The following is a 24,177-nucleotide window of genomic DNA, read 5'->3' as shown; positions in this document are numbered from 1 at the left end:
CGACGAGCGATCCGGGGTTTATAACACTCCGCGCGCCGCCCGTGGAGACATGATCGGTACGCTTGTCGCGACCGCGTTCTGGGCGATGCTCCCGGCGTACGTCCCGAACAACGCCGCGGTGTTGGCCGGCGGCGGACGCCCCATCGACGGCGGCCGCGAGTGGCGCGGCGCGCGGCTGCTCGGCGACGGGAAGACCTGGCGCGGCACCGCGGTGGGGACCCTCGTCGGCGTCCTCCTCGCGCTCGCGCTCAACGCGCTCGCCGACCCCGCGAGCGCGGCGCTCGGAAGCGACCTACCGACGTTCGCGCTCCCGGCGGCGTTCGCGCTCGCGTTCGGCGCGATGTGCGGCGACATCGGTGCTTCCTTCCTCAAGCGGCGGTCGGGCCGGGAGCGCGGCGCGGCGTTCCCCGGGCTCGACCAGCTGGACTTCGTCGTCGGCGCGCTGGGGCTCGCCTTCCTCGTCGACACCGACTGGGCGCTCGCGGTGTTCACGCCGCGCGTCCTCGCGGTCGTCCTCGTGATGACGCCCCTCCTCCACGTCGTCACGAACGTCGGCGCGTACCTCCTCGGCGTCAAGAACGAGCCGTGGTGAGCGGGGGCACGCGGTCGCTCGCGCGACCGACGCGCCTCGAAGTTTCGTATCGGAGTGAATGTTTTTGAAAACCGATCGTACGGTCGTGTAATTCGCAGCTACGAGAACGGCAGAAAGATATATATGTTGATGTGGCATACCTTAGCACGCATGTCTAGTAGTGCACCCAGCTCGGACGACGACGTGTTCGACGAGTTCCTCTCCGATCACGGCCACGAGACAGAGATCGTACGCTGGGAGCGATCCTATAACAAGCTCCAGTGTCCCGAGTGCGGTGCGCTCCACGAGGAAGGCTCCGCGCGGTGTTCGGTCTGCGACTGGCGGCCGAACTGACCCCCGCGCCGCCGCGGTCCGCGAGTTTTCTTTCCGTCATACTACCCGGTAGTATTATGTGGAATTACCCGATAGTGACTACCATGCCGACGTGTCAGAACTGCGGGTCGTTCGTCACGACAGATTACGTTCGGGTGTTCACTCCGAACGAAGTCGACCGGCCCCGCGTCTGTCCGGCCTGCGAGGACCTGGTCCGCGACGGTGCCGACGTCCGCGAAGCGCGCGCGACGCGGAGCGGATAGCCGGCCGAGCGAGAGCGAACGCATCGATCCGCCGTCGCCGGGTCGAGACCCGCGTCGCCGGGTCCCGAGCCACGGCGTTTAAGGAGAACCGGAATCTGGAGGTAATAATGACTGATACCACGGTGACGCGGCTGTTCGGGGGGCCGGGGAGCGGGAAGACGACCGCGCTCTTGGACCGCGTCGAAGAGATTCTCGAAACGGAGGAAGCGGACGTCCGCGACGTGCTCGTCGTCTCGTACACGCGCGCGGCCGCCGCCGAGATCCGCGAGCGGCTCGCCGAGCGGCTCGACATCTCTCCGCGTAGCCTTCAGGGGAACGTGAGCACGATGCACGCGAAGGCGTACGAACTGCTCGACCTCTCGCGGGGCGACGTGGTCGGCGAGGACGACAAGGAGGGGTTCTGCGAGGAGTACGGCATCGAGTTCGAGGACCAGCACGGCGGGGCCGGCCGCCGGACCGCGCGGTCGACGACCATCGGCAACAAGATCATCGCCACCTCGCAGTGGCTCCAGCGCACCGAGCGCGACGTGGCCGACTGGTACGACGTGCCCTTCCAGTGGAACGTCGAGGAGGTCCGGCTCCCGCCCGAGGAGGACCCGAACGCCCAGCAGGGGAACAAGTACACGCCGACGTGGCCCTCCGACGACGACCGGATCGACATCCCCGAGACGATCCGGGCGTGGCGGACGTACAAGGGGGAAAACGACCTCGTCGGCTTCGCGGACATGCTCGAACGGGTCGCGCAGCGCTCGCTCGTGCCCAGCGTCGACTACCTGATCATCGACGAGTTCCAGGACATCACGACGCTCCAGTACAACGTCTTCGAGGAGTGGCGGCCCCACATGGAGAAGGTGCTCATCGCCGGCGACGACGACCAGGTCGTCTACGCGTGGCAGGGGGCCGACCCCGACCTCCTCCTCGACACCGACGTCGACGAGGACGTGGTGCTCCCGAACTCCTACCGGCTTCCCTCGGAGATCCTCAACGTCGTCAACGCGGAGATCCGCCACATCGACAAGCGCCAGGAGAAGGACCTCCACCCGCGCACGGAGGGTGGCACCGTCGAGGCGATCCAGTCGCCGTCGATGATCGAACTCGTCCGGAACGTCCGGTACACCGTGGAGGACGACGAGGGCGACGTCATGTGCCTGTTCCGGGCGCGCTACCAGATGTTCGACTTCATCGACGAGTTCATCGACCACGGCATCCCGTTCACGATGCTCACCGACGGGCGGATGTGGACCGACCGGGTCCAAGACTACGTCAGCGCCGTCGAGAAGGCCGAGGCCGACGACCCCGTCACCGGGCTGGAGGCGCGGCGGCTCGCCGACATGCTCCAAGACTCCGCGTTCGGGACGCACGACCGCGAGGAGTTCTACGACTTCCTCGACGACCGCGAGGAGGCGGCCGACAGCGACGACGTCGCCGACATCGACGTCGCGGCGGACACGCTCGACGAGTACATCCCCTTCATGCCGGACACCGCCAGCGCCGACGACATGGTCCGGAAGGTGACGAGCTTCCAACGCAAGTCGATGGGCGCGTACTTCGACGGCGACTACCGAGGGACCGAGCCGAGCCGCGTCCGCGTCGGCACCATCCACTCCTCGAAGGGTCGCGAGGCCGACCACGTGTTCGTCGCGACCGACCTCACGGAGAAGGTGGTCGAGCAGATGGCCGCCTCCATCGACGACCCGACCGACGTCGACGGCGTCGAGGAGTTCACGAAGGCGACGAGCCCCGTGCCGGTGCTCACCGACAACGAGCGCCGCGTCTTCTACGTCGGGATGTCCCGCGCCCGCGAGCGGCTCGTGATCATGGAGAGCCTCATCAGCGGCGCGCCGACGCTGCCGATCAGCGTCCTGCTGTTCAACGAGCTCCGCGAGGAGCCGGCTCAAGAGCTCGTCGAGGAGATCCAAGCGGAGTTGGCCGTCCCCGAACCCGAGCCGTGAGCGGCGGCGACGCGGACCCGAGCGCCGAGCCGGACGGGGACGACGCCGGATCGAGTTCCCGCCCGCTCCGGACCGACCTCCGGCCGATCGTGGAGGCGATCGGTGCGAGCGACGCCGACGCGTTCGTCGCCGTCGGCGACCGCTTCGACGACGACCTGCGCTACCTCACGCGCTTTTCCGGACCGGACCGACCGTACGCGCTGGTCGTCGTCCCGAGCGACGGGGCGGCGTCGACGACGGACCGGGATCCCGAGGCGGCGGCCGACGCGCCGGTCGGTCGAGCGGTCCTGTGTGCCCCCGCCCTGTTCCGCGAGCAGGCGACCCGCGAGTTCGTCGCCCGCGCGCGCGAGTCGGCCGCGGAGCGGGACGACGGCGACGACGCCCCGTTCCACGACGGCGTCGTCCGCGAGGTTCGGACCGAGAACGTCGGCGACCACGCCGGCGAGCGGGCGGCCGCGGCCGTGGCGGAACTCGTTGGACGGGAGGACGAGAGTGCGTCGGGGACCGCCGATCGAACCGTCCTCACTCCCGCGTCGGTCCCGCACGACGCCGCGGTGTACCTGAAGCGCGCGGGGAACGAGCCGTCGTCGACCGACGCGGTCGCGACCGCCCGGGCGCGCAAGACCCCGGCCGAGGTCGACCGGCTCCGCCGCGTCCAGCGCGCGGCGGTCGCCGGAATGGCCCGCGCCGAGGCGGTGCTCGCGGAGAGCGAGGTCGTCGAGCCGGGCGACGGGAGGCCGGAGACCGACCGACCCGACGGCGGCCGGCACGGCGACGACCGACGACCTCCGCTCCGCTGGGAGGGCGACCCGCTGACGACGGAGCGGCTCCGCCGCGAGGTGAACCGGGTCCTCGCCGCTCGCGGGGTCCGCGACGCCGGCAACACGGTCGTCGGGGCCGGTCCGTCCGCGGCCGACCTCCACTACGTCGGCGACGACCCGATCCGGCCCGGCGAGACGGTCCTGCTGGACGTCTCGCCGCGCGGCCCGGACGGCTACTACGGCGACGTGACGCGGACGTTCGTCGTCGACGGCGACGGCGGCTGGGAACGCCGGGCGTACGTCGCGGTCGAGGCCGCCCGCGACGCGGCGCTCGCGGAGGTCGAGCCGGGCGTCCCGGCCAAGACGGTTCACGGCGAGGCGGCGGCCGAACTGGCCGCGTACGGCTTCGAACCCAACGCGGGCGAGGGCGAGTCCGGGTTCACCCACGGCACGGGGCACGGGGTCGGCGTGAGCCTCCACGAGGGGCCGTCGCTGTCGGGCGCGGGCGAGCTGCGGCCGGGCCACGTCGTCACCGTCGAGCCCGGCGTCTACGACCCCGCCGTCGGCGGCGTCAGGCTGGAGGACCTGATCCTCGTCACCGAGGACGGCTACGAGATACTGGCCGAGTACCCGTTCGACATCGCGCCGGGCCCCGTCCAGTCCCGCTCGGACTAACGGTTCGCCGCGTCGTCACCGTCGACCGCGGGGCCGTCCGTCGACTTGGAGTCGTCGTCTCCGTCCTCTCGACCCGAAACCGTGCTGTTGGGATCGCCGCGCAACTGGCTGGGCAACAGTCCGGAAAGGAGCCTGCGGGCGATCCGCGCGGGGTCGAGGAAGTACTGCGGCAGGACGACCATCGCGGCCGCGACGACCAGTAAGCCAGCGCCGAGCGCGACCTCGCCGGCGACCAGCCGGATGACGGCGTAGTTCGCCAGCGGGAGCGCGAAGACGAGCGACGCCGCCAGCCCGATCATGTCCAGCAGTCCGAGTCGCATCGGAGTTCCGTTGATCCCCGGAGGGCAAAAGAGACGCGACGCGCCGGTCCGGCCGACCTAAAGCGACGCCGGCTCGGGGCCGACGCGTCGGCGGCGCGTCGACCCAGAACCGATATCCGTCGCCCGCCCCCACGTCCGATATGTTCACCGGCATCGTCGAGGGGACCGGTACGGTCCGCGAACGGACCGAGACCGACGACGGCCTGCGACTCCGGATCGGCGTCGACGGGTTCGACGACCTCCACCACGGCCAGTCGATAAGCGTGAGCGGCGTCTGCCTGACCGTCGAGGAGCACGGTGTCGACGCCGACGACGGCGAGTGGTTCGCGGTGTTCCTCGCGAGCGAGACGGTCGCGAAGACGTACCTCGGCGAGGTCGAGGAGGGGGACGTCGTCAACGTCGAGCGCGCGATGCCCGCAGACGGGCGGTTCGACGGCCACGTCGTCCAAGGCCACGTCGACACCGTCGCCGAGGTGACGGGGATCGAGCGCGTCGGCGAGGACTGGCGGTTCGCGTTCGCGATCCCGGAGGGTCACGGCGACTACCTCGTCGACAAGGGCTCCGTGACGCTCGACGGCATCTCGCTGACGGTCGCGGAGAAGCGCGAGGGCGAGTTCGACGTCGCGATCATCCCGACGACCTACGACCTGACGACGCTCTCGGAGAAGTCAGTCGGCGACCCGGTCCACCTGGAGGTGGACGTGATCGCGAAGTACGTCGAGAACATGCTGGACGGGTACGCGGCCGACCCGCGGGCGGCGAACGACTGACCGCCGACCGACACTCGTTCCGCTACGGGGGCCGTTTCAGTCGTCCTGCGCGTCTTTCGCGCCCTTCACCGTCTCGCGGACGGCGTCGACGCCCTCGTCGTGGAGCAGGTCGCCGACGACGACCACGTCGCTGTGAGCGGCCATCTCGTTGGCCGACTCGTAGTCGTGGATGCCGCCGCCGTAGAAGAGCGCGGCGTCGTCTAGGGCGTCGTGGGCGGCCCCGACCTTCTCCGTGTCGCCGAAGGTGCCAGAGTACTCGACGTAGACAATCTCTTGGCCGAACATGCGCTCCGCGACCTTCGCGTAGGCCCCCACGTCGTCGGCGGTGAGGTCGCAGTCGGCCTCCGTCAGCTGGGCGACCGACGCCTCGGGGTTCATGACGATGTACGCCTCGGTGTGCGTCCGGCTCCAGTCGAGGTCGTCGATCCGGACCCACTCCTTGTGCGCGCCGGTGATCCAGAAGGGGCCGCCGGCGTTGAACACGGTCGGGATCAGGTAGCCGTCGAGCGCCGGGGAGTCGATCACGACGCCGGGGTTCGACGGCTCCTGGTAGAGGGGCACGTCGTACTCCGCGGCGGCGTCGACGACGCGGGTCATCTTCTCCGCGGTGACGTCGAGGGTCCCGCCGATCTCGATCGCGTCCGTCCCGGTCCGGCAGACGTCCTCGAAGGTCTCGCCCGGCTGGAGATCTTTGTCGGGATCGACCTTCAGCACGTGGTCCCAGTCGTCCCACGGATTGGTCATCGGGCGAGAGTCCGCCGGGCGAGACCAAAAAGGTGCGGAACCTGCGCCGCCTCAGAGCAGGTCGTCGATCTCGTCGTTCTCGAACGCCGCCGCCGGGTCGGGCTTCTCCTCGCGCTCGTCGCGCACCGCCTGCCGCGCGCGCTCCAAGAACGCCTCGACGCGCTGTGAGCGTTCGACGCCGCCGAGCAGGACGAGCGCGGCGATCCGGTCGGAGTCGAGCGGGAAGTCGCCGCCGCGGACCTGCATCGACCCCGTCTCCTCTTGAAGCCACTTGCGCGCCTTCTCCGCGCCTTTCCGGGAGATCCGGTCCGGGTCGCCCGCGACCGCGACGAGCGCGGCGTCGGCGTCGGTGGCGCTCGGCAGCGAGAGCCCGGTCATCACCGCGCTCCGGACCGCGCTCGTCACCGTGGTGACGTTCTCTTGGGGGTCCTCGGCCGCGGGCGCGGACGCGAACCCGACCGCGGCCATCCCGCCCGCCCGCAGCGTGTTTATCACCTCGCTCGTGTCGACGACGGACTCCGCGACGCCCTCGACGGCCTCGCCGGCGGCCAAGAGGAGGCCGATCCGCTTCGCCATCGAGGCGTTGATCGCCTCGTAGCCGCCCTCGACGGACTCGCCCGCGGAGCGCCACGCGTCGTTGTCGAGGAGGATCGTCGCGTCCGCCTCGCGGACCAGCGTCTTGAGCGACCGCCCGGCGTTCACTTGGTACATCGTCCCCTCGTCGCGGCCCGGGAGGATCCCGATCGCGTAGACGGGGACGTCGTACACCCGATTCAGCTCGCGGACGAGGGTCGGGGCACCGCCGGATCCCGTCCCGCCGCCAAGGCCGGCGACGACGAAGATCGCCTCGGCCGCCGCGGTGACCTTCGGGGCGAGCGCGTCCAACACCTCGACGGCGTCTTCGTCCATCACTTCGGCGCCGAGTTCGTTGTCGCCGCCGACGCCGTGACCGCTGACCCGCGACTGCCCGACGAGGACCGTTTCGAGCGGGAGGGGATCGAGGTCGGCCGCGGCGGTGTTGACCGCGAGCGCGTCGAGGACCGCACCGTAGCCGGCGTCGGCATCGAACTCCGCGAGGGCGGTCGTGAGTTTGCCGCCCGCCTGTCCGACGCCGAGGAGGACTGCTTTCATGCTGACATCTACCAGTCCCCTCGACAATATCCTTTCCCCGATGTTTAAGAGTGAAACCGCGGGCAACGGGCCGCATGCCCGACCACGCGCACGGCGTCGAGCCGTCGAGAACCGAAGCGGAGGCGACGGCGAGATCGAACGCGGCGACGGGAACGGAGGCCGCGACGGGATCGGAGGTAGCGAGAGAGGCGGAGCCGGTGGACGACGGAATCGAGGCCCGACTCCGCGCCGCCGAGCGGGCGGTCACCGGGGACGAGGCGCGGCCGGCCGACGTGGCCGCCGGCGCGGAAGCGACGGCCGAGCGGCTCGGGCTCGTGGCGCACCTTCGCGTCGAGACACGAGAGGAAGCGGGCCGAGACGCGGTCCGCGTGCCGTCGCGGTTCGTCGACGAGACGACGGCCGCGTCCCGCGCGATCCGTCGGAAGAAGGTCGAGTCGGCGATCGAAGACCACGCACGGAGAGCCGTCGCGTCGGTGCCGGACGAGCGGGTACCGAAGCCCGTACGAAGCGTCGGGGCGGGAGTTCCGGTCGCGCCGGTTCCCGGGTACTGGGTGGCGACGGTCAACGCGTGGAACGTCCAGGTGCGCGGCGAGTACCCGCGGTTCACGCTTCGGGCGAACGTCGGCACGCCCGATCGCCCGTTCGAGTACGTGCGGGACCCGGGTCCGGTCAGCGTCGACCTGAACGGCGAGTCGGTTACGCTCGGGTCGACGGAGACGGTCGCCTTCGAGACGCGGACGATCGTCGTCGTCGCGGTTCCCGCCGGGCCGCCGGGGGTCGGCGACGTCGACGGGACGCGCGTGGAGACCTCCGGCGGGTGGCCGTGTCCGGGACCGCTGAGCTCGTCGCCGGGCGAGAAGAGCGCGTGTGCGGGCGGAGAGCGATCGGCCGGCCGGGAGAACTGAACGACCGAGACGCGCCCGACCGCAGGCGTTTTGAGACGCGGAGACGGAGTAGGCGTATGTTCCACGAAGTCGTCGACGGCCGCGAAACCGGAGCCGACGTCGACGTCGACGAGCTGGCGGCGGCCGATCTGCTCGCCGCCTTCGGGGCGTTGGTGTCGGAGGCGGCGGCGAGCGTCGATCGCGACCGGCTCGTCGGTGGTATCGGACTGACCGAGGCGGACGCCGCCGCCGCCCGCGACGGTGACGTCGCGACGCTCTCGCTCGCCGACGGGGCGGCCGTCCTCGCGACCGCGGAGCCGGACCGCGACGCGGACGCGATGGTCGCCGAGGTGCGCGATCACCTGCTGATGGGGATGGCGACCGCGGTCCTCGACGTCGACGCGATCGCCGCGCGGATCGACGCCGACCTCACCGGGCAGGAGGTCCAGCAGGCGCTGGAGGGACGGACGACGCTGACCCTCGGCCAGCTCGCGGAGATCCTCGCGGTCATCGAGCGCCGGAAGCCATGAGGGTCGTCGTCGTCGGCTGCGGGTACGTCGGGCTGGCGCTGGCGGCGCAGCTCGACGCCCGCGGCCACGCGGTGACCGGCGTTCGCCGGTCCGACGCCGGGCTCGACGCGGTCGACGCGGCCGGACCCGACGTCGATGCCGTCCGCGCGGACGCGACCGATCCGGAGTCGCTTTCCGTCCTACCGGACGCCGACGCGGTCGTCTTCGCGGCCAGTTCGGGCGGTCGAGGTGCCGACGCGGCGCGGGAGGTGTACGTCGACGGACTGGCGAACGTCGTCGACGAGTACGGTTCGCGGGCGTCGCCGCCGGAGCGGTTGGTGTACACCTCCTCGACGGGCGTGTACGGCGACCACGACGGCGGGTGGGTCGACGAGGAGACCCCGGTGGAACCGACCACCGAGAAGACGCGCGTCCTCGTCGAGGCCGAACGGATCGCGACCGAGCGCGCGGCCGAGGCCGGGATCGACGGGACCGTCGTCCGATTCGCGGGGCTGTACGGCACAGATCGGTACCGGCTGGAGCGGTACGTCGAGGGGCCGGTCACCGCCGGCTACCTCAACATGGTCCACCGCGACGACGCCGCGGGGTCGGTCCGACACCTGCTGGAGACGGACCGCGCGCGCGACCGAGCCGTCCTGGTCGTGGACGACGAGCCGGTCGACAAGCACGTCTTCGCCGACTGGCTCGCAGACGCCTGCGGGGCCCCGCATCCGGAGAAGCGGTCGAAGGACGAGCGGATCGCGGCCGGTGACCTTTCGGCGGCGGCGGAGCGGCGGATCCGGACGAGCAAACGGTGTTCGAACGCGCTGCTCCGCGACCTCGGCTACGAGTTCGTCCACCCGACGTTCCGGTCGGGATATCGCGACGCCGTGCGCGCGTACCGGTCGCGAGCGGAGTAGCGCGCGTCGACCGGGGCGCGACCGCGTCGCCGCGAAGTCGCCGAGTCGCGAGCCGTTCCGTCGGTTCCGGAGCGTCGGAACGCTAACGAACCTTCATGTGTCGGGAGCGATTCGCCATAACGCATGCGAGCGATGAGCGCGGCCGGCGACCGGTTCTCGCAGGCGGAAGCCATGGCCCGGGAGAATCCCGAGATCGCCGTCGCCGTGGCGCTCGCCGTCCTGATCGCCGTCGGAGTCGGCCTCGTCGTGCTCCGGTCCCGGCTGACGCCGGGCGTCCGCTTCCGCCGGCTCTTGGCCGGGGAAGACGAGATAACGGTCCTGATGCACCCGAACCCGGATCCCGACGCGATGTCGGCCGCGGTCGGCGTCGCCTCGCTCGCCGACCAGGCGGACGTCGACGCAACCGTTCAGTATCCCGGCCAGATCCGCCATCAGGAGAACCGCGCGTTCCGGACGGTCTTGGACCTCGAACTCGAACCGATCGAACACGTGAGCGACCTCGCGGCGGAGTCGGTCGTCCTGGTCGACCACAACGAGCCGCGGGGGTTCGCCGGGGCCGACGGCGTGTTGCCGACGGCCGTCGTCGACCACCACCCGGGAGACGGGGCCGGCGAGTCGTTCACCGACGTGCGGACCGACTACGGCGCGACCGCGTCGGTCGTCGCCGAGTACTTCAGAGACAACGGCGCGGTCCCCGTGCCGCCCGATAAGCATGCGAGCGAGACGTCGAGCAGTCTGACGCTGTCGACGGACACGGCGACCGGACTGCTGTACGGGATCCTCTCGGACACCAAACACCTCACGGTGGGTGCCAGCGAGCCCGACTTCGCGGCCGCCGCCTACCTCTACCCCGGCGTCGATCAGGACCGGCTCGACCGCATCGCGAACCCCGCGGTCGACGCGGAGGTACTGGAGGTGAAGGCGCGGGCGATCGCGGGGCGGCGCATCGAGGGGTCGTTCGCGGTCGCCGACGTCGGCGGCGTGAACAACGTGGACGCCATCCCGCAGGCCGCCGACGAGCTGATCCAGCTGGAGGGAGTCAGCGCCGTCGTGGTGATCGGAGAGCGCGACGAGACCGTCCACCTCTCGGGGCGGTCGCGCGACGACCGAGTCCACATGGGCAACGCGATAGCGGCGGTGTTAGGGGACGTCGATAACGGGAACGGCGGGGGTCACTCCCGGATGGGCGGCGGGACGATCGAGCCGAACGTCGACCCCACGGGAGAGGGGGAGTTCGAGACCGTCGACCGCGACGCCCTCGCCGAGGGATTGTTCCGGGCGATGGCCGGCGACGTGTGATCCGGCGCGCGCCCGGGAGCGACCGACGTCTCGTCGTCCCCGCGACCCGAGCGGGCGGATTTAAGTTCCGAGCCGCGGTGGGTCGGTTATGGACGCCGTAGACGCGGTCGACGGCGGGTGGGTGGCGCTCGCCGGTGTGGGCGCCGGATACGCGCTCGCGACCGGACTCGTGTTCCTGCTGTTCTTCGTCGCGCCGTACCTCGCCGTCGCCGCGCTGTAGCACGGAGTCTCGCGGTGCTGTGCGAGGCGGGGCATCGAGGCGAAAACGGCGGGGGAACAAGCGCCGGCTAAAGAGAAACGGGAACCGAGAGGCCGATCAGGCGAACGCCAGCGAGTCGTCGGTGTTCGTCTCCTCGTCCTGCTTGAGCTTCTCGTGCGCCTCCATGAAGTCGTCGACCGTGACCTCGGTGCGGTCGTCGCGGATGGCGAACATCCCGGCCTCCGTACAGATGGCCTTGATGTCGGCCCCGGAGGCCTCGGGTGTCAGCTCGGCGAGCTCGGCGAAGTCGACGCCGTCGGCGAGGTTCATGTTGCGCGTGTGGATCTGGAAGATGATCTCGCGGCCCTCGGTCTCCGGCTTGGGGACCTCGATGAGGCGGTCGAACCGACCGGGACGGAGGATGGCGGGGTCGAGCATGTCGAAGCGGTTGGTCGCGGCGATGATGCGGACCTCGCCGCGCTCGTCGAAGCCGTCCATCTCGGAGAGCAGCTGCATCATCGTCCGCTGGACCTCGGCGTCGCCCGAGGTCTTCGAGTCCGTCCGCTTCGAGGCGATGGCGTCGATCTCGTCGATGAACAGGACGGCGGGCTGGTTCTCGCGGGCGACCTCGAACAGGTCCCGGACCAGCTTCGCGCCCTCACCGATGAACTTGTGGACCAGCTCCGAGCCGGCCATCTTGATGAACGTCGCGTCCGTCTCGTTGGCGACGGCCTTCGCGAGCATCGTCTTCCCCGTCCCCGGCGGGCCGTACAGGAGCACGCCGCTCGGGGGCGTGATCCCGACGTCCTCGAACATGTCCGGGTGTTCGAGCGGCATCTCGACGGTCTCGCGGACCTCCGTCATCTGGTCTTCGAGGCCGCCGATGTCGGCGTAGGTGACGTCCGGGGAGTGTTCGACCTGCATCACGCGGGCGCGGACGTCGGTCTCCTTCTCCAGCTTCTTGACCACGGACAGGGAGTTGTTGACCGCGACGCGGTCGTCGGGGTCGAGCTCCTCGCGCAGCTCGTCGGTGATCTCGGTGAGCGCCTCTTGGTTGTTCCCGTGCTGTTTGATCACGGCCCCGTCGGGCGTGATCTCTTGGACCGTCGCCACGAACAGCGGGGACTGCTTCAGCTTCTTGTTCTCGTGCGTGAGCCGTTCGAGCTTCTGTTGGTACTTGTTGTTCTCCGCGTTGGCGTCGAGGAGCTTGTCGCGCATCTCCTCGTTTTGGGACTCAAGAACGTCGAGCCGCTCCTGTAGGGAGTCGATCTTCTCCTGTTTCGACGCCGACCCCTCGTCGTAGGGCATGTCGACGTCGTCGACCGTGTCGCTCATTGTGTTTATTAAAGCGTCTCGCGGATAAGAGGCTTCGGGTGGGGGAACGACGCGGCCAGTTCTGCCGGCCTCGACGACGGACGACCGCCGCCCCCGATCGGGATACGGCCCCAATTTAATTCGCAGAAGTAATTAAAACTGATAGTAAATATTATTATCCAGCATGGCAACGATCGAGACACGCATGAGTACGACCGACGCCGTCACCGCCGACGACGGGACCGCAGATCGCTGGGCCGCCGTTCGCGATCTCCCCCCGAGCGCGAAGCTGGTCGCCAAGGTGCTGGACTACAACGACACGCTGACGCAGAGCGAACTGGCCGAGGAGACGCTCCTCCCGCCGCGGACGGTCCGCTACGCGCTGTCGCGGCTCGAAGAGGAGGGCGTGGTCGACTCGCGGTTCTCCTTCACGGACGCCCGCAAGCGGCTGTACTCGCTGGGAATCTGAGCGCGGGCCCGCCCGAATCGTCGCCGACGGCGATATCGGCGACCGGCCGCGACGGTTTATCACCGATACCGCGCCAGGAGGGCTGTGGTCTCGACTACCGCCGTCAAGCGCGCGCTGGCCGCGCTCGCGACGCGCACCGACACCGCGAGACGCCCGTACGTCGCCGTGATCGACGAGGCCGACGCCGCGCGGGCCGACGTCCGACGCGCGGCGGGCTTCGTCGAGACCGTCGGACTGGACCGCCTCGCGGACGCGCTGGCCGCCGCCGACCGCGCGGGCGACGAGGCGGCCGCCGCGCGGGGACGAGAGGCGCTCGACGCGTACCGAGCGTTTCGACGGGCGGCCGCGGGCGACACCGGTGAGGAGAGTGAAGCCGGCGGGGCGGGTGACGCCGACGGGGCGAGCCGTCCCGACGACGACCACTTCCGCTCCGGCCCCGGAATCCCTAAGCCGGACACCGGCCAAGACGCGGACAGATGACACGGGTGATCCACACCGGCGACACCCACGTCGGGTACTCGCAGTACCACTCGCCGGTCAGACGCCAAGACTTCCTCGACGCCTTCGAGGCCGTGGTCGACGACGCGGTCGACGACGGCGTCGACGCCGTCGTCCACGCGGGCGACCTCTTCCACGACCGCCGCCCGGAGCTCCCGGACCTGATGGGGACCATCTCGGTCCTCCGTCGGCTCGACGACGCCGGGATCCCGTTCCTCGCGGTCGTCGGCAACCACGAGTCGACGCGGGGCGGGCAGTGGCTCGACCTCTTCGAACGGCTCGGCCTCGCCACGCGGCTCGGCGACGAGCCGGTCGTCGTGGGCGACACCGCGTTCTACGGGCTCGACCACGTCCCCGTCTCGCGGCGCGACGACCTCGACTACGCCTTCGCCGACCACGACGCCGACTACGCGGCGCTCGTCGCGCACGGCCTCTTCGAACCCTTCGGCTACGCCGACTGGGACACTGAGACCGTCCTGACCGAGAGCGACGTCGACTTCGACGCGATGCTCCTCGGCGACAACCACACTCCCGACACCGCCGAGGTCGCCGACACGTGGGTGACGTACCCGGGGTCGACCGAGCGCGCGAGCGCGAGCGAGCGCGAGGGGCGCGGCTACAACCTCGTCGTCTTTGACGCCGACGCGGCCGGCGGCGACGACCGGGTGGAGATCCGGCGGCGCGCGCTCGACACCCGGCCGTTCGTCTTCGTCTCGGTCGAACTGCGCGAGGGCGAGGGCGAGTCGCGGGTCCGCGAGCGGGTGCGCGAACACGACCTCGCGGAGGCGGTCGTCCACGTGGAGGTCACCGGGGAGGGCGAGCCGGTGACGCCGGCGGCCGTCGAGGAGTTCGCGAGCGACGAGGGCGCGCTCATCGCGCGCGTCACGGACCGGCGCGAGGTCGACGCCGACGGCGAGGTCGACGTGAGCTTCGCCGACCCGGAGGACGCCGTCCGCGACCGGCTCGACGAGATGGCGCTCTCGACCGCCGCGCGCGATGTCGAGCGCGCGGTCCGCGAGGACGGCGTCCCCGACGCGAACGTCCGCGAGACCGTGAAGCGCAGGATCGAAGAGCGGCTGGACGAAGACGGCGACCTCGGCGCGTTCGAGGCCGTCGGGACGGACGTCGAAGTCGTCGACGGTGGTGACGAACGGGACGACCTCGACGAGCCCGACGGCGACGGAGGCGAATCGCGCGGCAGAGACGAGCCGGACGACGACGAGTCGAAGACCGAGGAATCGAACGCAGAGGAATCGAGCGACGAAGCGGACTCCGCGGAGCCCGACGACACCGACCCGGCGTCGACCGACGGGCAGGTCTCCATGGAGGACTACCTGTGAAGTTCGACCGTGTCCGCCTCGCGAACTTCAAGCCGTACGGCGACGCCGACCTGCGGCTGACCGAGGGCGTCACGGTGATCCACGGGCTCAACGGCAGCGGGAAGTCGTCGCTGCTGGAGGCCTGCTTCTTCGCGCTGTACGGATCGAAGGCGCTGGACGGGACCCTCGAAGACGTCATCACGAACGGCGAGGCGGAGACGGAAGTCGAGCTGTGGTTCACCCACGACGGCGTCTCCTACCGGATCGAGCGGCGGCTCAAGTCCTACGACGGTCGGATCGACCACAAGTGTACGCTCGAGGCGACCGACGGGAGCGACGTGACTCGCGACGGCGCGCGGGCGGTCCGCGAGTTCGTCACCGAACTGCTGCGGATGGACGCCGAGGCGTTCGTCAACTGCGCGTACGTCCGGCAGGGCGAGGTGAACAAGCTCATCAACGCCACCCCGCGGGAGCGACAGGACACGATCGACGACCTGCTCCAGCTCGGGAAGCTGGAGGAGTACCGCGAGCGCGCCGGTGACGCGCGGCTCGGCGTCGAGGACGTGCTCGAGAACCGACGCGGGCGGCTCGACCAGCTCGACGACCAGATCGGCGCGAAGGAGGACAGAGACCTCCACGCGCGGCTCAACGGGCTGGAGAGCGAACTCGGCGACGTCACCGACGACGTCGACCGGTACGAGGCGCAGCGGGAGCAGGCGAAGGAGACGCGCGACGCGGCCGCGGAGACGCTGGCGACCCACGCGGAGAAACGGGAGAAGCTGGAGTCGGTGGCGGCGGAGATCGACGAGATCGAGACCGCGATCCGCGAGGCGGAACGCGAGCGCGACGACCACCGCGACGCGATCCGCGAGGCCCGCGAGCGGATCGGCGATATCGAGGCGGCGATCGACGACCGGCTCGACGACGCCGGCCTCGACGCGGCGAGCGAGGAGGCGATCGCCGCCCGGCGCGAGGAGCTCGACGACCGGGAGGAATCGGTCCGAGCCGACCTCGACGACGCGCGGGTGAACGCCGAGGGATTGCGGAATCAGGCGACGAACCTCGCCGGGAAGGCCGACGACCGCACCGAGCGCGCCGCGGAGATCGAGTCCGAGGCCGACGACCTCGTCGACGAGGCCGAGTCGGCGGCGGACGAGGCCGCCGAGCGCGAGTCGTCGGTCGAGGCGCTCCGCGAGGAGGCGGGGGCCCTCCGCGAGCGGTTCGCGGCCGCCGACGCCGACGTCGGCCGCGACGGCGTCGCCGACGAGCGCGAGGCGCTCCGCGACGAGCGGGGCGAGGTCCGTGAGCGGATCGCGGAGCTGTCGGCGGAACTGAAGAACGCCCGCGAGCGCGTCGAAGAGGCCGAGGAGCTGCTCGCGGCCGGGAAGTGTCCCGAGTGCGGCCAGCCGGTCGAGGACTCGCCGCACGCCAGCGGGATCGACGCGGACCGCGAGCGGGTGGCGGAGCTCGAAGCCGAGCTGTCGGCCGCCCGCGAGCGCGAGGGAGACCTCGACGAGCGGGTCGCGGAACTCGACGAGCTCGCGAGCGCGGCGGACCGGCTCGACGAGATCGACGAGCGGACCGAGACCCTCGAAGAGCGCGCCGAGGAGAAACGCGCGGCGGCGACGGAGCGGCGCGAGCAGGCCGAGGAGAAGCGCGAGCGCGCCGCCGACCTCCGCGCGGAGGCCGAGGAGACGCGCGAGGTCGCCGCGGAGAAGCGCGAGCAGGCCGAGTCGGCCGCGTCGCGCGTCGCGGAACTGGAGGGCGATCTGGAGGCGATCGCGGACGCTCGCGAGGCGGTGACGGCGATCGAGGAGCGCCTGTCGGCGATCGCGGACGCGGAGGGCGAGGTCGAGCGACGCCGCGAGAAGCGCGAGAACCTGACGGAGGTGAACGACGAGCGGCGCGACCGGCTCGCGGACAAGCGCGAGCGGCGCGACGAGCTCGCCGACGCCGTCGACGAGTCCGCGGTCGAGACGGCGAGAGAGCGGAAGGAAGAGGCCGAAGAGTACCTCGAGAAGGTCGCCGGCGAGCTCGAACGCCTCGACGAGCGACGAGAGGAGCTTCAGAACGCGATCGGCGAGGTGAGAGGTGACATCCGTGAGCTAGAGCGGCTCCGCGAGGAGCGCGAGGCGCTGCGCGAGCGGGTCGCCGCGCTCGAAACGCTCCACGAGGAGACGAGCGAGCTGGAGTCGATGTACGGCGACCTGCGCGCGGAGCTCCGGCAGCGCAACGTCAGCGAGCTGGAGCGCACCCTCAACGAGACGTTCGAACTCGTCTACGGGAACGACGCCTACTCGCACATCGAGCTCGACGGCGAGTACGTCCTCACCGTCTACCAGAAGGACGGCGAGCCGCTCGATCCCGAGCAGCTCTCCGGCGGCGAGCGGGCCCTGTTCAACCTCTCGCTGCGCTGTGCCATCTACCGGCTGCTCTCGGAGGGCATCGAGGGCGCGGCACCGACGCCGCCGCTCATCCTCGACGAGCCGACGGTGTTCCTCGACTCCGGGCACGTCTCGCGGCTCGTTCGGCTCGTCGAGGAGATGCGCGGCTTCGGCGTGCGCCAGATCGTCATCGTGAGCCACGACGACGAGCTGGTGGGCGCGGCCGACGAGCTGGTCACCGTCGAGAAGGACCCGCGCTCGAACCGGTCGACCGTCCGTCGGGAGGACGCGGCCGATCTCGACGTCGTGTCGCTCGCCGACGACTGAGCGGGCGAACCGTCGGCGGCTCGCGGGTCACGAGTCGTCGACCGGCTCGCCGCGAAGGAACTCCAGCGCCTCGACCGCGACCGCCGTCGCCTCGTAGCCGCGCCGGCCGGCGACCTCGCCCTCTTCCACCAGACCGGCCGCGCGGAACTCCGTGATCGAACCGTGGAGGTCCGACTCGCACATGTCCGCGGCGTCGAGGAGATCGATCGCGGCGACCGGTCCCTCGTCGACGACCACCGCGAGCAGGCCGAGCGAGCGGTCGTCGCGGACCGCGCCGAGCGTCCGGCGAACCGGTTCCGGCACGCCCGAGGCGGCGGTGGCGAGCGGTGACTCGCCGTCGACGACCCGGAGGTCGTCGTTGTCGACGTATCGCTCCGCGCCGGTGGCCGGGTCGCGGACGCGGCTCGACTCGGCGGAGCGTTTCACGAGGAGGTACGTCTCGCCGTCGCCGTCGCGAACCGTCTGCATGGTGGAACGAGCGCGCTCGTCAGACATTACGCTTCCGGGCGCGTCGGGTCGGGGTCGGCGTCCGCGTCGGTTTCGTCGTCGGTCTCGGCGGTCACGTCGGTCTCGTCGTCCGGAACCCTCTCCGCGTCGGGGTCGGACTCGGCGTCTTCGGCCCGCGCTCGGTTCCACGACCGGTACGTCTGATACGTCCGAACGCCGGCGAGGAGGCCGACGACGAGCAGCGCCGGGCCGAGCCGCGACCATCCCTCGAAGAACCACACCATCGGCCCGAGCGCGACGAGGAGGACGGCCGCGTTGGCGTAGATGACGGCGACGACGAACGCGCGGAGGGTCCCCTGATCCACGTCGCTGGCCCCCTCGAAGTCGCCCCCGTCGTCGAACGTCTTCACCGACGGCGCTTCGGGGATGTCGGGCGTCATCTCCCGCTCGGCGTCGGAACTCTCGCCGACGGAGATCTCGCCCTCGTCGTCCTCGTCGAGGCTGAACACGCCGAGACGTACGCCGGGCCGGGGCAAAGGGGTTCCGTCCGGTCGCGGCACCGCGGCTACTGGACGAAGACGGACAGAAACGCGCGGCGTCGGTGGGCCGATCAGAGCACGTCGGCGAGCCGCACCGTTCGGCTCGCTTCGACCCACGCGAGGGGATTCGTGGCGTCGAAAAGCACCACGTTCCCGTCGTCCTCGTACACCTCCACCTCGGCGTCGACCGCGTCGGAGTCGGCCGGGCGAGCCGCCTGGGATTCGGAACGTGGGTCCGAAGGCATAGACCGTGGTAAGAAGTCACACAATATATGCCTTTCCGTGGCGGGATACCTCGCCGCACCCGAAAGCCGAGTTTTTTAGCCGGGTGACGCCGAAGCACTGATATGACTCAGTCGGGGCTGTCGGACTTCTCGTCGACCGGGGGCGCGGACGGCGAGGCCGACGGCGACACGGACACCGAACGAGAGGAACTGGCCGCGCAGGAGGCGGCCGTCGTCGCCGGCGGCGGTCGGGGCCACGTCAACGACGTCGTCGACGTCGACGACGCGAAGTTCCCGGAGTCGACCGGGACCGTCGAGCTGATGATCACCCAGATCGACTACGCCGTCGAAGGGTACGGGAGCGACGAGTACCCGGTCGTCCACGTGTTCGGCCGCCGACCGGCGGAGCACGTCGACGGGGAGGCGGACCACGACGTCGTCGAACACCTCCGCGTGCTGGGCGTCGAGCCGTACTTCTACGTCCCGACGGCCGACCTCGACCGCGACCCCGTCGAGGAGTACGACGTGGTGATCGGAACGCGCGAGGCGGGCCCGGACGGCGAGCCCTACGAGAGCATCCGCGGCGAGTCGCTCACCCGGATCGTCACCCGGACGCCCCGCGACGTGGGGAGCATCCGCGACGACTTCGCGACGAGCTTCGAGGGGGACATCCTCTTCCCGAACCGGTTCCTGATCGACAACGGGATCGACGGCGGGATCCGCGTCGAGGAGCGCCGCCTCGACGACGGGGAGGGGACGATTCAGGTCCACGAGGGGCACCTCGAACCCGCCGAGGTCGACGCCGACCTCCGCGTGAACACCTTCGACATCGAGGTCGACGACCGCCGCGGGTTCCCCGAGGACGGCGAGGAGCCGATCGTCTGTCTCACCAGCCACGACTCCTACGACGACGAGTACGTCGTCTGGCTGTACGACGCCCCGGAAGCGGAGGTCCCCCCGCCGGAGGATCTCCCGGAGTACGAGGGGATCGTCGGGGACGGGTCGGACGTCGATTTCGAGGTCCGGACCTTCGAGGAGGAGGCGGCGATGCTGGACGCGTTCGTCCAGTACATCGACGACACCGACCCGGACCTGCTGACCGGGTGGAACTTCGAGGACTTCGACGCGCCGTACGTCCTCGACCGACTGGAGGAGCTCGACGACGGGAGCCAGTACGACCTCTCCGTCGACCGGCTCTCCCGGATCGGCGAGGTGTGGCGGTCCGGCTGGGGCGGCCCCGACGTCAAGGGCCGGGTCGTCTTCGACCTGCTGTACGCCTACAAGCGCACGATGTTCACGGAGCTGGAGTCGTACCGCCTCGACGCGGTCGGCGAGCGCGAACTGGGCGTCGGCAAGGAGCGCTACACGGGCGACATCGGCGACCTCTGGGAGCAGGACCCCGAGCGGCTGCTGGAGTACAGCATCCGCGACGTGGAGCTGTGCGTCGAGATCGACCGCAAGCAGGACGTGATCGCGTTCTGGGACGAGGTGCGCACCTTCGTCGGCTGTAAGATCGAGGACGCGCCGACGCCCGGCGACACCGTCGACATGTACGTCCTCCACAAGGCGTTCGGGAAGTTCGCGCTCCCGACGAAGGGCCAGCAGGAGTCGGAGGACTTCGAGGGCGGGGCCGTCTTCGACCCGATCACGGGCGTCAAGGAGATGGTGACGGTCCAGGACCTGAAGTCGCTGTACCCGATGTGTATGGTGACGATCAACGCCGGCCCGGAGACGAAGGTCGACCCCGACGAGTACGACGACGAGACGTACGTCGCGCCCAACGGGACCCACTTCCGGAAGGAGCCGGACGGCATCATGCGCGAGATGGTCGACGAGCTGCTCTCCGAGCGCGAGGAGAAAAAGGCGCTCCGGAACGACCACGACCCGGGCACCGAGCCGTACGAGCAGTACGACCGACAGCAGGGAGCTGTCAAGGTTATTATGAACTCGTTGTACGGCGTGACGGGATGGGATCGGTTCCGGCTTTACGACAAAGAGGGCGCAGCGGCCGTCACAGCGACGGGTCGCGAGGTCATCGACTTCACCGAGGAGGCCGCCGAGGAGCTGAATTATCAGGTTGCGTATGGTGACACCGACAGCGTCATGCTCTCGCTGTCGGACATGTCCACGGAGGAGGCGATCGAGACCTCCTTCGAGATAGAGGACCACATCAACGAGCGCTACGACGACTTCGCGCGCGAGGAGCTCAACGCCGAGTTCCACCGCTTCCAGATCGAGTTCGAGAAGCTCTACCGACGGTTCTTCCAAGCGGGCAAGAAGAAGCGGTACGCGGGCCACATCGTCTGGAAGGAGGGGAAAGACGTCGACGACATCGACATCACCGGCTTCGAGTACAAGCGCTCGGACATCGCCGGGATCACGAAGGAGGTCCAGCAGAACGTCATCGAGACGATCGTCACGGGCGACGACATCGACGCGGACATGGAAGAGGTGAAAGCGTACCTAGAGGACGTCATCGCGCGCGTCCTCGACGGCGAGATGGATCTCGACGAAATCGGAATCCCCGGCGGGATCGGCAAGAAGTTGGACGCGTACGAGACGCCGACGGCACAGGTCCGCGGCGCGAAGTACGCCAACCGCATGCTCGGGACGAACTTCGGCAGCGGGTCGAAGCCGAAGCGGCTGTACATCGAGAAGGTCCACCCGGACTTCTGGGCGCGGATGGAAGACGAGGAGGGGCTCGACCCACAGAGCGACCCCCTGTACGGGGAGTTCAAACGCGACCCGGACGTGATCTGCTTCGAGTACGCCGACCAAGTGCCGGCGGAGTTCGCGGTCGACTGGGAGAAGATGCTGGACAAGACGCTCAAAGGGCCGATAGAGCGCGTGATCGAGGCGCTCGGGATGTCGTGGGAGGAGGTGAAGACGGGGCAGGAACAGACGGGACTCGGCTCGTTCATGTGATCGACGGTGAGGGGGAACGCGGTGTCTGGAAAGCAGTTTTCGATTGCTAGAAAATTTCTTGGTCGATCTGCGACTTTTGACGGGGAGATGCGTAACCATTAACCCCCTCAACCCCCATCGTCAACGTACGAGGCACGAGAATACACATGGCTACTCTCGAAATCAACGATCTTCAGGCACGAGTGGCGGAAGAGGGCGGCGAACGCATCCTTCGCGGAGTCGATCTGACCGTCGAGTCGGGCGACATCCACGCGCTGATGGGGCCGAACGGCTCGGGGAAGTCGACGCTCGCGAAAGTGATCGCCGGCCACCCCGCCTACGAGGTCACGGGCGGTGAGATCCTGCTCCACCTCGACGAGGCCGACGTCGCGGACATCGACGTCGAGCTCGGGGACGAGGACTATCAGTGGGAGCTCCTAGAGCTGGAACCGAACGAGCGGGCCGCGCTCGGCATCTTCCTCGGCTTCCAGTACCCCGCGGAGATCGAGGGCGTCACGATGACGAACTTCCTCCGGCAGGCGCTCAACGCCAAGGCGGACGAGCGTGAGGAGCTGTTCGAAGACGAGGACGAGGACGAGGAGGAGGCGGAAGCCGACGAGGACGACGAGGGGTACGAGACCTCCCCGATGGAGGGGCCCGCGGACGACGGCGAGATCGGCGTCGCCGAGTTCCAAGAGATCCTCTCCGAGAAGATGGAGCTTCTCGACATGGACGAGAAGTTCATGCAGCGCTACCTCAACGCCGGGTTCTCCGGCGGGGAGAAGAAGCAGAACGAGGTCCTCCAGGCGGCGATGTTGGAGCCGAGCGTCGCCGTGCTCGACGAGATCGACTCCGGGCTCGACATCGACCGGCTGAAGGACGTCTCGAAGGGGATCAACGCGCTCCGCGACGAGCAGGGCACGGGCATCCTCCAGATCACGCACTACCAGCGCATCCTCGACTACGTCGAGCCCGACCACGTTCACGTCATGCTCGACGGGGAAGTCGTCAAGAGCGGCGGCGCGGAGCTCGCCGAGAAGCTCGAGGACGAGGGGTACGACTGGGTCCGCGAAGACGCCTACGAGGCGGCGTAACCGAATGCGGGCACGCGACACACGTAAACACGGCAATCCGTAACAATACACTATGAGTTCACAACAGGACGACCTCAAGGAGACAGACACCGAGGCGCGCTTCGAGTTCAAGAAGGAGGAGAAGTCCGCCTTCCAGACCGAAAAGGGCCTCACCGAGGAGACGGTCCGCGTCATCTCGGAGGACAANCGCTTCGAGTTCAAGAAGGAGGAGAAGTCCGCCTTCCAGACCGAAAAGGGCCTCACCGAGGAGACGGTCCGCGTCATCTCGGAGGACAAAGACGAACCGGAGTGGATGCTGGAGCGCCGCCTGCGCGCGCTCGAGCAGTTCCAGGAGATGCCGATGCCGACCGATTGGCCCGGCCAGCCGGACCTCTCCGAGATCGACATCGATGAGATCGTCCCGTACATCCGGCCGGACATCGAGACCCGCGGCGGTGCCGAGAGCTGGGAAGACCTCCCCGAGGAGATCCAGGACACGTTCGACAAGCTCGGCATCCCGGAGGCGGAGAAGAACGCGCTCTCGGGCGTCGGCGCGCAGTACGAGTCCGAGATCGTCTACCAGAACATGCAGGAGCGGTGGGAGGAGAAGGGCGTCATCTTCTGTGACATGGACAAGGCCGTCCAAGAGCACGAGGAGATCGTCCGCGAGCACTTCATGACGAAGTGCGTCCCCCCGAGCGACAACAAGTTCGCGGCGCTTCACGGCGCGATCTGGTCCGGCGGCTCGTTCGTCTACGTCCCGGAGAACACCACCGTGGAGATGCCGGTTCAGGCGTACTTCCGGATGAACTCCGAGGGGATGGGCCAGTTCGAGCACACGCTCATCATCGCCGAGGAGGGGTCGGAAGTCCACTACATCGAGGGCTGTTCCGCGCCGAAGTACTCGGCGTTCAACCTCCACTCAGGCGGCGTCGAGGTGTTCGTGGGCGAGGACGCTCACGTCCAGTACTCGACCGTCCAGAACTGGTCGAAGAACACGTACAACCTGAACACCAAGCGCGCCATCGCCGAGAAGGGCGGGCGCATGGAGTGGATCTCCGGATCGATGGGGTCGAAGNACCAAGCGCGCCATCGCCGAGAAGGGCGGGCGCATGGAGTGGATCTCCGGATCGATGGGGTCGAAGGCGACGATGCTGTACCCCTCGACGATCCTGAAGGGCCGCGGCGCCTCGGACAACCACATCACCATCGCCTTCGCTGGCGAGGGCCAAGACATCGACACCGGCGCGAAGGTGTATCACAACGCGCCGGACACGAAGTCCACCGTCGAGTCGAAGTCGATCGCGAAAGACGGCGGCCGCACCAACTACCGCGGCCTCGTCCACAT

The 24,177-nt window shown here is 69.3% G+C and carries 23 protein-coding genes and 2 pseudogenes; 18 read left to right on the top strand and 7 right to left on the bottom strand.

Annotation, left to right across the window (positions count from 1 at the left end):
* The first annotated feature begins 49 nt into the window (after window positions 1-49).
* The 5 genes from C464_RS00945 (at window position 50) to C464_RS00930 (ending at window position 4,555) form a co-directional block, all read left to right on the top strand.
* Complete coding sequence (locus C464_RS00945) at window positions 50-592, top strand: CDP-2,3-bis-(O-geranylgeranyl)-sn-glycerol synthase (RefSeq protein ID WP_006111599.1); 543 nt, start codon at window positions 50-52, stop codon at window positions 590-592.
* A 150-nt stretch (window positions 593-742) separates the two neighbouring features.
* A complete protein-coding gene (locus tag C464_RS00940; protein ID WP_017341975.1) occupies window positions 743-925 on the top strand; it encodes an HVO_0416 family zinc finger protein in 183 nt (60 codons plus the stop codon).
* An 83-nt stretch (window positions 926-1,008) separates the two neighbouring features.
* Window positions 1,009-1,167: a DUF7563 family protein gene (locus C464_RS19080; protein WP_006111597.1), complete on the top strand. Its 159-nt coding sequence runs from the start codon at window positions 1,009-1,011 to the stop codon at window positions 1,165-1,167.
* A 107-nt stretch (window positions 1,168-1,274) separates the two neighbouring features.
* A complete protein-coding gene (locus tag C464_RS00935; RefSeq protein ID WP_049910738.1) occupies window positions 1,275-3,119 on the top strand; it encodes a UvrD-helicase domain-containing protein in 1,845 nt (614 codons plus the stop codon).
* A complete protein-coding gene (locus tag C464_RS00930) occupies window positions 3,116-4,555 on the top strand; it encodes a M24 family metallopeptidase (RefSeq protein ID WP_006111595.1) in 1,440 nt (479 codons plus the stop codon). Before C464_RS00935 ends, C464_RS00930 begins: the two co-directional genes overlap by 4 nt.
* Here the strand turns inward: C464_RS00930 and C464_RS00925 are convergent.
* Window positions 4,552-4,875, bottom strand: a complete 324-nt coding sequence (locus C464_RS00925) for a DUF7533 family protein (protein WP_006111594.1) — start codon at window positions 4,873-4,875, stop codon at window positions 4,552-4,554. The genes C464_RS00930 and C464_RS00925 overlap by 4 nt on opposite strands.
* A gap of 140 nt (window positions 4,876-5,015) precedes the next feature.
* Here C464_RS00925 and C464_RS00920 point away from each other — a divergent pair, with 140 nt between their 5' ends.
* Window positions 5,016-5,645, top strand: coding sequence for a riboflavin synthase (locus tag C464_RS00920; RefSeq protein WP_006111593.1), 630 nt, complete (start codon window positions 5,016-5,018; stop codon window positions 5,643-5,645).
* Between the two features lie 36 nt (window positions 5,646-5,681).
* On the opposite strand, the gene C464_RS00915 is transcribed toward C464_RS00920, so the two are convergent.
* Both C464_RS00915 and C464_RS00910 read right to left on the bottom strand, forming a co-directional pair.
* Entirely contained in the window at window positions 5,682-6,389 is a 708-nt protein-coding gene (locus C464_RS00915) for a phosphoglycerol geranylgeranyltransferase (RefSeq protein ID WP_006111592.1), read from the bottom strand.
* Between the two features lie 51 nt (window positions 6,390-6,440).
* Window positions 6,441-7,520 (bottom strand): tubulin/FtsZ family protein, encoded by a 1,080-nt coding sequence (locus C464_RS00910; RefSeq protein WP_006111591.1) that lies wholly within the window; start codon window positions 7,518-7,520, stop codon window positions 6,441-6,443.
* Between the two features lie 107 nt (window positions 7,521-7,627).
* Between C464_RS00910 and C464_RS00905 the strand changes: the two are divergent.
* From C464_RS00905 to C464_RS19810, 5 genes and pseudogenes are all read left to right on the top strand, one after another.
* A pseudogene (locus tag C464_RS00905) lies at window positions 7,628-8,425 on the top strand (DUF7286 family protein); the annotation flags it as partial.
* A gap of 56 nt (window positions 8,426-8,481) precedes the next feature.
* Window positions 8,482-8,934 carry a DUF5791 family protein gene (locus tag C464_RS00900; protein WP_006111589.1) on the top strand — a complete coding sequence of 151 codons (453 nt, stop codon included), beginning with the start codon at window positions 8,482-8,484 and terminating at the stop codon, window positions 8,932-8,934.
* The gene (locus C464_RS00895; protein ID WP_006111588.1) at window positions 8,931-9,833 is read left to right on the top strand and encodes an NAD(P)H-binding protein; all 903 of its coding nucleotides are present in this window, start codon (window positions 8,931-8,933) and stop codon (window positions 9,831-9,833) included. The genes C464_RS00900 and C464_RS00895 overlap by 4 nt, the downstream gene beginning before the upstream one ends.
* Before the next feature lie 123 nt (window positions 9,834-9,956).
* A complete protein-coding gene (locus C464_RS00890) occupies window positions 9,957-11,132 on the top strand; it encodes a DHH family phosphoesterase (RefSeq protein WP_006111587.1) in 1,176 nt (391 codons plus the stop codon).
* An 88-nt stretch (window positions 11,133-11,220) separates the two neighbouring features.
* Complete coding sequence (locus C464_RS19810; RefSeq protein WP_006111586.1) at window positions 11,221-11,352, top strand: hypothetical protein; 132 nt, start codon at window positions 11,221-11,223, stop codon at window positions 11,350-11,352.
* Window positions 11,353-11,448: 96 nt separating this feature from the next.
* Here C464_RS19810 and pan1 read toward each other — a convergent pair whose 3' ends face one another.
* The gene (gene pan1, locus C464_RS00885) at window positions 11,449-12,666 is read right to left on the bottom strand and encodes a proteasome-activating nucleotidase Pan1 (protein WP_006111585.1); all 1,218 of its coding nucleotides are present in this window, start codon (window positions 12,664-12,666) and stop codon (window positions 11,449-11,451) included.
* 184 nt (window positions 12,667-12,850) lie between these two features.
* Between pan1 and C464_RS00880 the strand changes: the two genes are divergently transcribed.
* The 4 genes from C464_RS00880 (at window position 12,851) to rad50 (ending at window position 17,642) form a co-directional block, all read left to right on the top strand.
* On the top strand, window positions 12,851-13,114 hold the full coding sequence (locus C464_RS00880; protein ID WP_004598708.1) for a helix-turn-helix domain-containing protein: 264 nt from the start codon (window positions 12,851-12,853) through the stop codon (window positions 13,112-13,114).
* 84 nt (window positions 13,115-13,198) lie between these two features.
* Window positions 13,199-13,594: a hypothetical protein gene (locus tag C464_RS00875; protein WP_006111584.1), complete on the top strand. Its 396-nt coding sequence runs from the start codon at window positions 13,199-13,201 to the stop codon at window positions 13,592-13,594.
* Complete coding sequence (mre11, locus tag C464_RS00870) at window positions 13,591-14,952, top strand: DNA double-strand break repair protein Mre11 (protein ID WP_006111583.1); 1,362 nt, start codon at window positions 13,591-13,593, stop codon at window positions 14,950-14,952. Before C464_RS00875 ends, mre11 begins: the two co-directional genes overlap by 4 nt.
* Entirely contained in the window at window positions 14,949-17,642 is a 2,694-nt protein-coding gene (gene rad50, locus C464_RS00865; RefSeq protein WP_006111582.1) for a DNA double-strand break repair ATPase Rad50, read from the top strand. Before mre11 ends, rad50 begins: the two co-directional genes overlap by 4 nt.
* 27 nt (window positions 17,643-17,669) lie before the next feature.
* Here rad50 and C464_RS00860 read toward each other — a convergent pair whose 3' ends face one another.
* The 3 genes from C464_RS00860 to C464_RS19075 all read right to left on the bottom strand — a co-directional run bounded on the left by C464_RS00860 (window position 17,670) and on the right by C464_RS19075 (window position 18,873).
* Window positions 17,670-18,110 (bottom strand): DUF7346 family protein, encoded by a 441-nt coding sequence (locus C464_RS00860; RefSeq protein WP_006111581.1) that lies wholly within the window; start codon window positions 18,108-18,110, stop codon window positions 17,670-17,672.
* Between the two features lie 26 nt (window positions 18,111-18,136).
* Window positions 18,137-18,598: a DUF7322 domain-containing protein gene (locus tag C464_RS00855; protein WP_006111580.1), complete on the bottom strand. Its 462-nt coding sequence runs from the start codon at window positions 18,596-18,598 to the stop codon at window positions 18,137-18,139.
* Window positions 18,599-18,699: 101 nt separating this feature from the next.
* Window positions 18,700-18,873, bottom strand: coding sequence for a DUF7331 family protein (locus C464_RS19075; RefSeq protein WP_167539325.1), 174 nt, complete (start codon window positions 18,871-18,873; stop codon window positions 18,700-18,702).
* A 102-nt stretch (window positions 18,874-18,975) separates the two neighbouring features.
* Here C464_RS19075 and C464_RS00850 point away from each other — a divergent pair, with 102 nt between their 5' ends.
* From C464_RS00850 to sufB, 3 genes and pseudogenes are all read left to right on the top strand, one after another.
* Complete coding sequence (locus C464_RS00850; RefSeq protein ID WP_006111578.1) at window positions 18,976-21,777, top strand: DNA-directed DNA polymerase; 2,802 nt, start codon at window positions 18,976-18,978, stop codon at window positions 21,775-21,777.
* Window positions 21,778-21,923: 146 nt separating this feature from the next.
* The gene (locus C464_RS00845; protein WP_006111577.1) at window positions 21,924-22,850 is read left to right on the top strand and encodes an ABC transporter ATP-binding protein; all 927 of its coding nucleotides are present in this window, start codon (window positions 21,924-21,926) and stop codon (window positions 22,848-22,850) included.
* 52 nt (window positions 22,851-22,902) lie between these two features.
* A pseudogene (sufB, locus tag C464_RS00840) lies at window positions 22,903-24,177 on the top strand (Fe-S cluster assembly protein SufB); the annotation flags it as partial.

This window comes from Halorubrum coriense DSM 10284 (assembly GCF_000337035.1).
Classification (GTDB): domain Archaea; phylum Halobacteriota; class Halobacteria; order Halobacteriales; family Haloferacaceae; genus Halorubrum; species Halorubrum coriense.
This window is presented reverse-complemented; position numbering and strand designations above follow the sequence as displayed.